Here is a 12,602-nt window from a genome sequence, read left to right as displayed (position 1 = left end):
CGTATTAGTCTAGAACTTTTACTGTTACAGATTTACGTCCCCAGTTCAATGCAGCGCTTTGATCTGGTACATGTACATCGATTTTATTACCTTTGATTGCACCGCCAGTATCGCCTGCAATTGCTTCACCATAGCCTTCTACCCATACTTTGGATCCTAAAGGAATTACACTTGGGTCTACAGCGATAACTTTTGCATTTGGATTTGCATTCAAATCGATACCAGTAGCCGTCACACCAGAGCAACCTTCACATTGACCAGTATATGCAGTTGCGGAAACTGTGAGTTCTTTCGTTGCTTCTTGGCTAGTACTTGTAGCTGTATCTTCTTTGGCAGGAGCTGCTTCTTGTTTAGCAGGTTCTGCTTTTTGTTCTGTTTGTGCAGGTGCTTCCTGCTTTTCTTCTTGTTTAGGTGCTTCTTCCTGTGTTGTTTCTTGCTGAGCTTCTTCTTGCTTAGGCGCTTCTTGCTTCACTGGTGCTGGTGCTGCTTCTGCTACCGCACCGCCAGTCACCGCCAGTTGCTGACCTATTACAATCAAATCGGAGTTCAAGCTGTTCCATGCTTTCAGCTCGCCTACCGATACGTTGAACTTCCCTGCGATCTTAGAAAGAGAATCGCCTTTTTGTACTGTGTATGTGTCTGCTTGGTTGGTTTCTTTATCTATAGTCAATTTTTGATTAGGAAAGATTAGGTCAGAATCAAGTTGGTTAAGTTCTTTAAGCTGATTAACACTAACTTCGTATTTATCTGCGATTTTCCAAAGGGAATCCCCTTTTTGAACATTATATTCAGCAGCCGATGCTGATGTACCGAATGCCCCCGCAATTACTAGTCCTGTAGCTAAAGATACGACTGTTTTTTTCATTCGTCGTTTACCTCCTTAAATTTCTAACAGGACTTATGGTATCACATGGGCTAAGGGGAGTGGGTTACAGGAAGTTTAAGGTTATATTACAGGCTTCGCTCACAGCAATACTATTGTTACATTGTAATATCATTGTAACAAAACTAGTGATAACCAAGCCCCAGAGGGCTTTTCTGTAATAAAAGACCTCAATTTATTCCATATAATGTAAATTAATAAACTAAAATTTCTTGTTGACTTTGTTTTTAACGGCATTTTTTCCTCAATAATTTGTCGTTTTTCCGCTTTTCTTAGGATAAATGTTACAAAAACGGACTAATAACCCCCTTTTATTTTCCAATTAAATAAAAAACAGGCGCCGCTGCACCTGTTTCCTACTTCCTCACCCGCCAATTGTGATTGCAAGTTGCTTCTATTACATTGCGCTTGCTGATGTAATCAGCAATCAGTTCCGTCATGTCTGTTGTAATCTCCCTGACCACCTGTTTTCCTTTGAACATGATATAATCTCCTCCGCCAGCGGCTCGGTAATTATTCATTACAACCTGATACAATTGATCTGCCAGGACAGGGCTGCCCTTGATGGACAATCCGCGCACCCGGTCCCCGACCTCACGACTGATATCCAATATATATTCGATTCCTTCCCACATGTCATAATTGTAATGCTGTGGCTTCGGTTCCAAGAAAGAGCGGCTCACCTCGAGCTGTCCATCTTCACTCAATGAAAAATAAGTCGCAGATAGTTCCAATGCCTGTTTCATATCGGCACCCGAAATCTCAATCACTTTCAGTGTATTAGGATAAATATAATTAGAGACGATATCCCTCATCGTAATATCCTGTGGAAATCCCGGTGAGGCGTCATGGAACAATGCTGTACTGGAGATGGCCACACCGGCAGCATCCATCTGTACTTTATTGATGAACTCGATAAAAGGCGTCTCCTTCACCCTCGTCTCAAATGCATCGCGGATGATCATATCCCCATCTATTTTTCCGATCGGCTGATCCAGCCAATTCTGTGTTTCCTCTTCATAGGAAGAAACTAGGTTCAGAATCGTTTCATCAGGAGCGATTTCATTCGTTATTTCATGCAGTTTCGCCTCTGATACAACTCGCTTCCTACTATTATATGGTTGTTCGACAGCAATCGATACCTCGCCTAGAAATGCGCCATTCGATCCTGGCTGCACAATCGTGACATCATTCACTTTTTCTGCAAGGGTTCGATGCTGGTGTCCCGTTATCAAAATATCGATTCCTTCTATTGAATGACAAAGTTCATATCCCACGTTTTCCCCGGTGAGCGATTCCGTCGGCTCGCCGGTTTCCAAATCACGTTCGAATCCACCATGATAAGCAACGATCAAGACATCCGGCCGCTCCTTCTCCCGAACTTCCTTCACCCATCTTCTCGTCGATTCCAACACATGCTCAAACGCAAGCCCTTCGATGTGATGCGGTTCCTCCCAATTCGGTATGAAATGAGTCGTGACACCGACGATGGCCACTTTGACATCATCAATCTGCTTGATCACAAATGGTTTTCCGAATACAGGTTCCTTTTTTGTTTCATCAAGGATATTGCCGCAAAGATAAGGAAAATTCGCAAGCTGGATTGCTGATTGCAAGTATGGCATGCCATAGTTGAACTCGTGATTGCCTATCACCGCTGCATCGTACCCGAGCTCATTCATACAGCTGATCATTGGATTATCTTTATTGGATTGATATTTCGCATGATGATACGTCAAAGGTGTCCCTTGTATCATATCTCCATTATCAAGGAGCAGCACATGTTTCTTTTCTTCCCTTATTCTCTTAATCAAAGCAGCAGTCCGTGCCAGACCTTGAGGAGCTGGTTCGTGATCCCGGTATGTAGTTGGAAAGATATTCCCATGCACATCACTAGTGACTAGCAGTGTAATATTTGTCGTGTTATCAGACATTCTATCGATTCCTCCGACCTTATTTTCTGAATTAAAACAGTTTTTGCTATTATCTATCATAACATGCCAAAACTATCTTTACATTCTTATTACAGTAAGTTAACATAAACTGGAACAAGTCGTGATATAGTTGTTCATGCAGTGCAAATTAAACAATTTTTGGGGGTATATCATGTTTAAGAAAATTGCAGGTGTCGGCGCGACTCTATTTCTAGCAGCAGGTTTGCTTAGCGCGTGTGGATCCGACGATTCCAACGCAGAGGGCGGCGACAGCGGCAGCAATGGCGATCTAAAAGAATTGCGTGTGCAGTTCGTTCCTTCTCAGAACGCTGAAACACTTGAAGCGAAAGCAAAACCGCTTGAAGGACTTCTGGAGGAAGAGCTTGATATTCCTGTTGATGTAAGCGTATCTACCAACTACAACACCATCGTCGAGGCGATGTCTTCCGGCCAAGTAGACGTTGGTTTCCTACCGCCTACAGCTTATGTTTTGGCACATGAAAAAGATGCTGCGGATGTTATCCTTCAGTCCCAGCGCTACGGTGTCAATCCAGAAGACGGTTCTCCGACAGATGAACTAGTAGACTATTATCTTGCACAATTCGTAGTCAAAGCAGATTCCGATATCAATTCCCTTGAAGACCTAGAGGGCAAAAGCATCGCCGTGCAGGACGTAACTTCTTCTGCGGGTTATGTATGGCCAGCGGGCGCACTTGATGAAGTTGGTTTGGACATCCAGCAGGATCTGACTCCGACAATCGTCAAAGGTCATGATGCAGGCATCATCAGCGTATTGAACGGCGATACAGATGCCGCCGTTACGTTCCAGGATGCACGTAATACTGTAAGCGGCGACTATCCGACTGTATTTGAAGATACGAAAGTAATCGCCACTACGGAAAAAATCCCGAACGATACAATTGCCATCACTCCTGAGATCAATGACGAGTGGAAAGAAAAAATCACAGACGCTTTCATCAACATCGGTAAAGATCCGGAAGGTTTGGAGATCATCCGCGATGTTTACACACATGAAGGTTACGTAAAATCCGATGACAGCAATTTCGAAGTCGTTCGTGAGTACGCTGAGAAATACGGTTTAGAATAATCAAGTCCCTTTCATAATCCTATCCATCCAGCCAGCCTGAGATATCCTTGGACTGGCTGGGCTTTTGTCTGTATGTATATCTTTTTCAGAACAGTACTTTTCTTTTTAATTATTAAACTACATAAAAAGGTTGGTATAGAAAGTGATAGAATTTCGCAATGTTTCGAAAACATATCCAAATGGCGTCAAAGGTTTGAAAAACATCAACTTGACTATCGAAAAAGGCGAGTTCATTGTCATTGTCGGACTTTCCGGTGCTGGTAAGTCCACATTGCTGCGCTCGATTAATAGATTGCATGAAATCTCAGAGGGAGAAATCCTGATTGATAACAAATCGATTACCGCTGCAAGAGGAAAGAGCTTGCGCATGTTCCGCCGCGATATCGGCATGATTTTCCAGAACTTCAATCTTGTGAAACGCTCATCTGTTCTGCGCAATGTACTTTCTGGGCGTGTTGCTTATCACTCTACGTTACGTACCGTATTCGGCTTATTCCCGAAAGAGGATGTGAACTTGGCTCTTAATGCCCTGGATCGCGTGAATATCATAGATAAAGCGTACACACGCTCCGATCAGCTTTCCGGTGGTCAGCAGCAGCGTGTCTCCATCGCCCGGGCACTGGCGCAGGAAGCTAAAATCATCCTAGCTGATGAACCAGTTGCATCGCTTGATCCGCTGACTACCAAACAAGTGATGGACGATTTGAAAAAGATCAATCAGGAGCTAGGCATCACGACGGTCGTCAACCTTCACTTCATCGATATTGCCCGTCAGTATGCAACACGTATCATCGGGCTGAATGCCGGGGAAGTCGTTTTTGACGGGCCAGTGGAAGAAGCCACTGATGAGAAATTCCAGGAAATCTACGGACAGCAGCTGGAAAAAGAACAGCAGCGAGGACCAGTTGGAGCTGGAGCCGAATGACTCAGCCTCCAAAAAAGATCGTTCCGAAGCCGCCGTCAAAACTCAAGCATTACCTCACAGCAGTAATTGTGCTCGCTTTGCTTATTTGGAGCTACTTGCGCACCGATGCGAGCATTGCAGATCTGTTTACCAACCGTGACCAAATGGCGAGCATCTTCATTGAGATGTTCCCGCCAGACTGGGCATATTTCATGGATATAATCGATCCAATGCTGGAAACGATCCGTATGGCTGTAATCGGTACAACATTCGGTGCAATCATAGCTATACCCATCATCCTGCTATGTGCAAATAACGTTAACCGGATTCCGTGGATTTCCTATCCAGCACGTTTTGTGCTCAATTTGATCCGTACCGTACCAGAACTGCTTCTGGCAGCTGTGTTTGTTGCAATTTTCGGATTAGGTATGATTCCTGGTATATTTGCTTTGACAATTTTTTCTGTCGGAATCATCGCCAAATTGACTTATGAATCCATTGAAGGCATCGACAAAGGACCTATGGAAGCGATGACTGCAGTTGGTGCAAATAAGATACAATGGATCACCTTTTCCATCATTCCGCAGGCCGCTGCCTATTTTGTATCCTATGTGCTTTATACATTTGAGGTAAATATCCGGGCTGCGGCTATTCTCGGACTAGTTGGAGCTGGAGGTATCGGTCTCTTATTTGACAGCAACCTTGGCTTTTTCAACTATCCGCGGGTGAATACCTTGGTTTTCGCAACGCTTGTCGTTGTCTTAATCATCGATTTTGTGAGTAATAAACTTCGGGAGAAATTACTATGAGCCAAATATCAACACATACTGTCGACAAACCAAAAGGCCGCGGTAAGCGGGTATTCAACCGCGTGCTTATTCTAGTTATTCTGGCTGCAGTCTATGTTTGGGCATTCTCTGGGGTTGAGGAGTTCGAAATCAAGGAGACAGCCGGCCAGATTTCCAAGGCTATCTTTGAAGGGGTGATTCACCCTGATTGGGATTTCGTCAATGATGAAGAAGGTTTGATTTACGGTTTAATCGACACATTGGCAATTTCGATCCTTGGTACATTCATTTCGGCGATTCTTACCGTGCCGTTCGGCTTCTGGGCTGCAAGCCGCCGAAATAAAGCTGGCTTCTTCGTTACAGGGCTGGGACGATTTGTCCTTAGTTATATCCGGGTATTTCCAGAGGTTGTACTGGCTATAATCTTCATTAAAGCAGTTGGTCCTGGTTCATATGCAGGGGTGCTGGCTTTGGGACTCCACTCCATCGGGATGCTTGGTAAATTATTTGCTGAAGAAGTGGATGCAATCGACCATGGTCCTCGTGATGCGCTGATTGCTACCGGAGCGAACCGGATCCAGGTCCTTGTTTACTCTGTCTTACCGCAGGTCCTGCCTGGCTTCATTTCCTATACGCTGTATCGTTTCGAACTGAATGTCCGGGGAGCTTCCATTCTTGGTATCATCGGAGCAGGTGGTATCGGGGCTCCGCTTATCTTCGCATTGCAATCACGTAACTGGCCGCGAGTTGGAATCATATTGCTCGGTGTCATTATACTCGTATCTTTGATCGACTTGATCTCAGGTTATTTGCGTAAAAAGATCGTATAGAAAAACAGCGATTCTGTTTGAACAGAATCGCTGTTTTTAGTTTAGTATTGTTGTCCGGTCGCTTGCCGGCACTCGAGGCTTCGCTTTTGGTTCTTTCCCGATATAACCGACCTGCAGCAGCCCGATATTACGCTCCCCCGGTTTGATTTGCAGCAATTCCCTCGCCTGTTGATTCTCCAGCAAAGCATTCGTCTTCCAGATTGTTCCGATGCCTTTTTCCCAGGCAAGCAGGCTGAAATTCTGGATCAGCATACTGGCAGACGCATAATCTTCTTCCCGGAATTTCATTTGCGTATGTTCTTCCAGCACAACTGCTATCCATAACGGCACATCGGTAATCTTCTTCTTCAGCGCCTCTGCCTTTTTCTCTTTTTCTTCGGCGGTTGCAACACTCTTTGCTCCTTGCTTGGCATTGATATTACCCAGCTGCTCCTTTGTCTCTCCATCTATCAGGATGAATCGCCAAGGCTGTGTCATCTTATGGTTCGGTACCCATACTGATACATCGAGTAAATCCTGGATCTCTTCGTAAGAGATTGGTTTGCTTGTATCATAATTCGAAATCGATCTTCTTTCCTTGATCAGCTGCTCCAATTGCATTTCTAACACTCCTCTTCCTCTTACCGGTCTGTTCTTTAATTGAAAATCATTATCATTATCATATCTGAATATTCCATACAATGTCAATGCGCTGCCAGTTTGGAAGAAATCTTACTTTTTTATGAAATTTGCCGGATAAACCTTGAATAGCCTCTAATTTTGTGACAATATAAATGATAACGAATCTCATTCTCATAGAGAAGCTGAAAGGGGTACCAGTAATGGGACGTTTACAAACGGAATTACTTGAAGTAGCCTATGGAGATAAATCAATCGTAAAAGATTTGACTATAGAAATTCCTAAAGGAAAGATTACGGCACTGGTGGGAGCTAATGGTTCCGGCAAGTCCACTATACTTAAAACGATGGCCCGTGTCATGAAGCCTAAGAACGGCACCGTGCTATTGGACGGGAAAAGCATCCATAAACAATCGACGAAAGCAGTCGCAAAGCAGCTTGCCATCCTGCCGCAAAACCCGGTCGCACCAGAGGGGCTGACAGTATCCGAGCTTGTGGCTTATGGCCGCTATCCGCACCAGAAAGGTTTCGGTACACTTACTCCTTATGATAAAGAAATGATTGCCTGGGCAATCGATGTAACCGGTATGGCAGATTTCGCCCAACGTGCAGTCGACCAACTTTCCGGTGGGCAGCGTCAGCGTGCTTGGATTGCGATGGCATTGGCGCAGGAAACGGAAACCCTCTTCCTTGATGAACCGACAACATTCCTTGATATGGCACATCAGCTGGAAGTACTTATGCTGCTGCATAAACTGAACCGCGAGGAAAACCGGACGATTGTCATGGTTGTCCATGATCTCAACCATGCTACGCGTTACGCCGATCATATGATTGCGATAAAAAAAGGACAGGTTGTTTGCGAAGGGTCTCCTGTTGAGACTGTAACTGCAGAGAACCTGCGGGAAGTCTTCCATATCGAAGCAGATGTCATCATCGATCCTCGCTCTGGAGTGCCGCTTTGTTTGCCATATAATACTCTCGCAAACACAACTCCCATCGAGTCAGAACGTGTCTTGGAGAAAACACTGGCATAATAAAACGCTTTGCAGCTTACTGCAAAGCGTTTTTTTCATTTCTGCTTTTCTATTTCCCTCATTGCCCGGATAAAAGCGATCGCCCCGCTTGTTTCCGTTTCCGTCAGCTTTCTGTAATCGACTGACAGCTCCTTCTTCTTTAAATCGGTCAGCTCGATATCCTTCTCGAAATTCCGTCCGAGTAAATCGTCACAGCTCGTACCGAACAACTCTGCCAAAGTGATCAACGCCTCAAACGATGGGCGCCGGTACCCAGACTCATAGCCCGCATAGGTGCTTTTGGCAATACCGAGACGATCTGCAGTATCTTGCAAAGACCAATTCTTCTTCTTTCTCAATTCTGTTAGCCGATCCAGATTCATCTTACTTCCCCCGCTATTTTTTCCTTCTTTACATTATAGCACAAACTTGCCGCTTTCGTACGCGATACGAATAATACAACCTTGATAATAACCTCTGCCTTCTCTATAATTAGGATTTAAGTACGCAATTAGCGAATAACTCATATATGTAACGATAGATAGAAGAGGTGCAGGAATGAAGAAGCTATTATTACTTACCACCGGCGGCACCATCGCATCAGTCGAAGGAGAAAATGGTTTGGCACCGGCTGTGGATGCGAATGAATTGTTAAGCTATGTTTCCGACTTGGATAATGAATATACTATGGAAACGATATCGCTTATGAATCTCGATAGCACGAATATGCAGCCGGAGGACTGGGTGACGATGGCTGCAGCAGTACGCGATCATTATCATGCCTATGATGGCTTTGTCATCACCCACGGAACCGATACAATGGCTTATACAGCGGCAGCATTGTCCTATATGCTGCAAAATTCCAGTAAACCAATTGTCATTACCGGTTCCCAAATCCCGATCACCTTCCAGAAAACAGATGCGAAAAAGAATATCAAAGATGCCATTCGCTTTGCCTGTGAAGAAGTTGGCGGTGTTTATGTCGTATTTGACGGCCGGGTCATACAGGGAACAAGGGCGATAAAGCTGCGGACCAAAAGCTATGATGCATTCGAAAGTATCAATTATCCATACATTGCCTTCATCCATGATGATACCATCGAGTATAACAAGAAAACACAAGGAGAAAATCTGCCGTTTACCGTTGATACTTCCCTCTGTACTGATGTACTCTTATTAAGGCTGTATCCGGGACTCAAGCCTGAAATGCTTGATGTTTTGGCAAGCATGTATAAAGGTGTTGTGATTGAGAGCTATGGCAGCGGTGGCATCCCATTCGAAGGGCGAGACCTTCTGCAAAAGATCAATGAATTAGTGGAAAAGGGCATTGTAGTCGTTATCACGACACAATGTCTGGAAGAAGGCGAAGATATGACCATCTATGAAGTTGGGCGCCGTATCGATCAAGAGTTGGTGATACGCTCCAGCAATATGAACACAGAAGCAATCGTACCGAAACTCATGTGGGCACTTGGCCGATCCACTGATCCAAAGGAAGTGAAACGCATGATGGAAACGCCGATTGCTGAAGATATTACTATATGGCCCTCTTAAATAATTGAAAAAGGAAGGTTCAAGTCATGGCAGACTTACAAGAGAAACATCGGATTGAAAAAGACTTTCTGGGAGAAAAACAAATTATCAAAGATGCTTATTATGGTATTCAGACTTTACGAGCATCAGAAAATTTCCCGATTACAGGCTATCGCATCCATGAAGAAATGATCAAGGCACTCGGCATCGTGAAGAAATCGGCCGCACTTGCCAATATGGATGTAAAACGCTTGTATGAAGGGCTTGGAAATGCCATCGTTCAAGCATCCGAAGAAATAATAAATGGCAAATGGCATGACCAGTTCATCGTGGATCCGATCCAGGGCGGTGCTGGCACCTCCATCAATATGAATGCCAATGAAGTCATAACTAACCGAGCTCTGGAAATCCTTGGTCATGAAAAGGGCGATTATCAGCAGTTAAGCCCGAATACGCACGTGAACATGTCACAATCGACGAATGATGTATTTCCGACTGCAATCCATATTTCTACATTGAACATGCTCGAAAAACTGCTCGAAACGATGGAATATATGCAAGGTGAATTCAAGAAAAAAGCAAAACAGTTCGATTCTGTCATCAAGATGGGACGCACACATCTGCAGGATGCGGTACCTATTCGTCTAGGACAGGAATTCGAAGCATACAGTCGTGTTCTGGAAAGGGATATCAAACGTATAAAACAATCCCGCCAGCATTTGTATGAGGTCAACATGGGGGCAACAGCAGTCGGTACGGGGCTGAATGCAAACCCGAAATATATCGAGCGTGTCGTCAAGCATTTGGCTGACAACAGCGGTTTACCGCTCGTCACAGCTGAGAACCTTGTAGATGCAACACAAAACACGGATGCTTATACCGAGGTATCCGCCAGCCTGAAGGTTTGTATGATGAATATGTCCAAGATTGCAAACGATCTCCGCCTGATGGCTTCCGGTCCGAGAGCAGGGCTGAACGAGATCAATTTGCCTGCACGTCAGCCAGGTTCCTCCATCATGCCAGGTAAAGTGAATCCGGTTATGGCAGAAATGATCAACCAGATTGCGTTCCAAGTAATCGGTAATGATAATACAATCTGCTTGGCCTCCGAAGCTGGCCAGCTTGAACTGAACGTCATGGAACCTGTACTTGTATTCAACCTCTTACAGTCCATCAGCATCATGAACAACGGCTTCCGTTCCTTCACCGACAACTGCCTGATCGGTATTGAAGCAAACGAGGCTTTGCTGAAAGAATATGTTGATAAAAGTGTCGGATTGCTGACTGCAGTCAATCCGCATTTGGGTTATGAAGTAGCTGCCCGAATCGCTCGCGAAGCGATTATCACTGGAAAATCAATCCGTGAGCTATGCCTTCAATACGATGTCCTAACCGAAGAAGAACTCGATATCATCTTGAATCCTTACGAAATGACAAAACCGGGTATTGCCGGCGAGGAGCTTTTTGATAGATAATAGAAAAATGTGCATATGTCCCGTTTTTTAAAAAAGCGGGATATAAAGCGCATCTTTATCCGCTTCCATATGTAAGCGGGTTCACTATTATTTTTAGGAGGACTGGATTTGAAAGAAGCAAGATTACCGTCAATTACAGAGATTATCATCATACTAGGAATCTTTCTAGCGCTTGTATTATCCTTCACAGTCTATCTTGACTTGCCGATTCAGCTGGCGCTCTTCATATCTTGGTTTGTCGTCATCATCCTTGGCATACGCCTTGGGCACAAATATCAGGATTTACAGAAATCAATTATGAGCGGAATCTCGAATGGACTGGAAGCAGTTCTGATTCTAGTGGCCGTCGGAGCCTTGATAGGCACATGGATTGCTGGCGGTGTCGTACCGACATTAATATACTATGGTCTTGAATTCATCCATCCAAGTATTTTCCTGCTGGCAACCTTGATCATCTGTTCGATCATGTCAGTTGCTACAGGTACATCTTGGGGAACAGCGGGTACAGCAGGCATCGCCATGATGGCGATCGGGGAAGGACTTGGCATGCCGCTGCCGCTTGTAGCCGGGGCAGTGCTGTCCGGATCTTATTTCGGGGACAAGCTATCTCCTCTATCTGATAGTACCGTACTCGCATCCTCTCTTTCTAAGGTAGATGTTCTGGAACATGTTCGGGCGATGCTTTTCCTATCCGTTCCAGCGTTCGTCATCACGGCTATCCTTTTTACAGGGGTTGGATTCATCTACGGTGGAGAAGATATCGACCAGGCTAGGGTGGAATCATTGAAGAACGCATTGATGGATAACTTTGATATCAGCATCCTGATGCTGATTCCGGCTATAGCAGTACTTGTACTATTGGCTATGAAAAAACCATCCCTGCCAGTCATCGCTACAGGCGCTCTGCTTGGTGCCATCTGGGCATCCCTTTTCCAGGGAATGAATTTCGCAGAAGCTCTTGGCACCGCTTATAATGGATTCTCAATTGATACAGGTGTGAATTTCATCGATGGCATCCTTAACCGAGGCGGCGTGATGGGTATGCTCGATACCTTGATGGTCATCATTTTCGGTCTTGGTTTCGGCGGGCTTCTTGAAAAACTTGGTGTCCTGCAAGTGATCGTGTCCACCTTTGAAAAGAAACTTATATCAGCGGGCAATACGACATTGGCAACCTTGATTGTAGCCTTCCTTGGAAATGTCCTAGGCTGTGCAATGTATGTTTCCTTGATCTTGACACCTAAAATGATGGAAAAAACGTATGACAGGCAGCAGCTTGATCGCCGTGTTCTTTCCCGTAATACAGAGGTCGGCGGTACCTTGACTTCCGGTATGGTGCCATGGTCAGACAACGGTATTTATATGGCCGGTATCCTCGGAGTTTCTACGTTCTCCTATCTGCCATTCATGTGGCTGAGCTTTGTCGCTATCGGACTTGCAATCATCTATGGTTATACCGGTAAATTCATCTGGTATAACAAAGATAAAACGGCTGTTGAAAGCTAAAAAAGGC

The 12,602-nt window shown here is 44.8% G+C and carries 12 protein-coding genes; 8 read left to right on the top strand and 4 right to left on the bottom strand.

Features of this window, described 5'->3' with window-relative positions; all coding sequences use genetic code 11:
* Positions 1 to 4: 4 nt before the first annotated feature.
* Both AB1K91_RS12475 and AB1K91_RS12470 read right to left on the bottom strand, forming a co-directional pair.
* Positions 5 to 865, bottom strand: a complete 861-nt coding sequence (locus AB1K91_RS12475) for a 3D domain-containing protein (RefSeq protein WP_413090161.1) — start codon at positions 863 to 865, stop codon at positions 5 to 7.
* Positions 866 to 1,239: 374 nt separating this feature from the next.
* Positions 1,240 to 2,817 (bottom strand): bifunctional metallophosphatase/5'-nucleotidase, encoded by a 1,578-nt coding sequence (locus AB1K91_RS12470; RefSeq protein ID WP_413090160.1) that lies wholly within the window; start codon positions 2,815 to 2,817, stop codon positions 1,240 to 1,242.
* A gap of 172 nt (positions 2,818 to 2,989) precedes the next feature.
* Between AB1K91_RS12470 and AB1K91_RS12465 the strand changes: the two genes are divergently transcribed.
* From AB1K91_RS12465 to phnE (AB1K91_RS12450), 4 genes are all read left to right on the top strand, one after another.
* Positions 2,990 to 3,925 (top strand): phosphate/phosphite/phosphonate ABC transporter substrate-binding protein, encoded by a 936-nt coding sequence (locus tag AB1K91_RS12465; RefSeq protein ID WP_413090159.1) that lies wholly within the window; start codon positions 2,990 to 2,992, stop codon positions 3,923 to 3,925.
* A 142-nt stretch (positions 3,926 to 4,067) separates the two neighbouring features.
* Positions 4,068 to 4,850, top strand: a complete 783-nt coding sequence (phnC, locus tag AB1K91_RS12460; protein ID WP_413090158.1) for a phosphonate ABC transporter ATP-binding protein — start codon at positions 4,068 to 4,070, stop codon at positions 4,848 to 4,850.
* A complete protein-coding gene (phnE, locus tag AB1K91_RS12455) occupies positions 4,847 to 5,638 on the top strand; it encodes a phosphonate ABC transporter, permease protein PhnE (protein ID WP_413090157.1) in 792 nt (263 codons plus the stop codon). The genes phnC and phnE (AB1K91_RS12455) overlap by 4 nt, the downstream gene beginning before the upstream one ends.
* A complete protein-coding gene (gene phnE, locus AB1K91_RS12450) occupies positions 5,635 to 6,447 on the top strand; it encodes a phosphonate ABC transporter, permease protein PhnE (protein WP_413090156.1) in 813 nt (270 codons plus the stop codon). Before phnE (AB1K91_RS12455) ends, phnE (AB1K91_RS12450) begins: the two co-directional genes overlap by 4 nt.
* Positions 6,448 to 6,483: 36 nt before the next feature.
* On the opposite strand, the gene AB1K91_RS12445 is transcribed toward phnE (AB1K91_RS12450), so the two are convergent.
* Positions 6,484 to 7,047, bottom strand: a complete 564-nt coding sequence (locus AB1K91_RS12445; RefSeq protein ID WP_413090231.1) for a nitroreductase family protein — start codon at positions 7,045 to 7,047, stop codon at positions 6,484 to 6,486.
* A 221-nt stretch (positions 7,048 to 7,268) separates the two neighbouring features.
* Between AB1K91_RS12445 and AB1K91_RS12440 the strand changes: the two genes are divergently transcribed.
* Entirely contained in the window at positions 7,269 to 8,102 is an 834-nt protein-coding gene (locus AB1K91_RS12440; protein ID WP_413090155.1) for an ABC transporter ATP-binding protein, read from the top strand.
* A 35-nt stretch (positions 8,103 to 8,137) separates the two neighbouring features.
* Here AB1K91_RS12440 and AB1K91_RS12435 read toward each other — a convergent pair whose 3' ends face one another.
* The gene (locus tag AB1K91_RS12435) at positions 8,138 to 8,464 is read right to left on the bottom strand and encodes a helix-turn-helix domain-containing protein (protein WP_413090154.1); all 327 of its coding nucleotides are present in this window, start codon (positions 8,462 to 8,464) and stop codon (positions 8,138 to 8,140) included.
* Between the two features lie 175 nt (positions 8,465 to 8,639).
* Between AB1K91_RS12435 and AB1K91_RS12430 the strand changes: the two genes are divergently transcribed.
* From AB1K91_RS12430 to nhaC, 3 genes are all read left to right on the top strand, one after another.
* On the top strand, positions 8,640 to 9,635 hold the full coding sequence (locus tag AB1K91_RS12430) for an asparaginase (RefSeq protein ID WP_413090153.1): 996 nt from the start codon (positions 8,640 to 8,642) through the stop codon (positions 9,633 to 9,635).
* A gap of 26 nt (positions 9,636 to 9,661) precedes the next feature.
* Positions 9,662 to 11,089, top strand: coding sequence for an aspartate ammonia-lyase (gene aspA / locus AB1K91_RS12425; protein WP_413090152.1), 1,428 nt, complete (start codon positions 9,662 to 9,664; stop codon positions 11,087 to 11,089).
* Positions 11,090 to 11,197: 108 nt separating this feature from the next.
* Positions 11,198 to 12,595, top strand: a complete 1,398-nt coding sequence (nhaC, locus tag AB1K91_RS12420) for a Na+/H+ antiporter NhaC (RefSeq protein ID WP_413090151.1) — start codon at positions 11,198 to 11,200, stop codon at positions 12,593 to 12,595.
* Positions 12,596 to 12,602: the final 7 nt, after the last annotated feature.

It is taken from the genome of Terribacillus jepli, from assembly GCF_047228925.1.
In the GTDB taxonomy this organism is placed as follows: Bacteria; Bacillota; Bacilli; order Bacillales; family Amphibacillaceae; genus Terribacillus.
This window is presented reverse-complemented; position numbering and strand designations above follow the sequence as displayed.

Bases quoted from the DNA above. Each gene is read 5' to 3' on its own strand.
- phnE (WP_413090157.1), top strand. From the start codon at position 4,847: ATGACTCAGCCTCCAAAAAAGATCGTTCCGAAGCCGCCGTCAAAACTC.
- AB1K91_RS12440 (WP_413090155.1), top strand. From the start codon at position 7,269: ATGGGACGTTTACAAACGGAATTACTTGAAGTAGCCTATGGAGATAAA.
- phnE (WP_413090156.1), top strand. From the start codon at position 5,635: ATGAGCCAAATATCAACACATACTGTCGACAAACCAAAAGGCCGCGGT.
- AB1K91_RS12465 (WP_413090159.1), top strand. From the start codon at position 2,990: ATGTTTAAGAAAATTGCAGGTGTCGGCGCGACTCTATTTCTAGCAGCA.
- AB1K91_RS12470 (WP_413090160.1), bottom strand. From the start codon at position 2,817: ATGTCTGATAACACGACAAATATTACACTGCTAGTCACTAGTGATGTG.
- AB1K91_RS12430 (WP_413090153.1), top strand. From the start codon at position 8,640: ATGAAGAAGCTATTATTACTTACCACCGGCGGCACCATCGCATCAGTC.
- aspA (WP_413090152.1), top strand. From the start codon at position 9,662: ATGGCAGACTTACAAGAGAAACATCGGATTGAAAAAGACTTTCTGGGA.
- AB1K91_RS12435 (WP_413090154.1), bottom strand. From the start codon at position 8,464: ATGAATCTGGATCGGCTAACAGAATTGAGAAAGAAGAAGAATTGGTCT.
- AB1K91_RS12475 (WP_413090161.1), bottom strand. From the start codon at position 865: ATGAAAAAAACAGTCGTATCTTTAGCTACAGGACTAGTAATTGCGGGG.
- AB1K91_RS12445 (WP_413090231.1), bottom strand. From the start codon at position 7,047: ATGCAATTGGAGCAGCTGATCAAGGAAAGAAGATCGATTTCGAATTAT.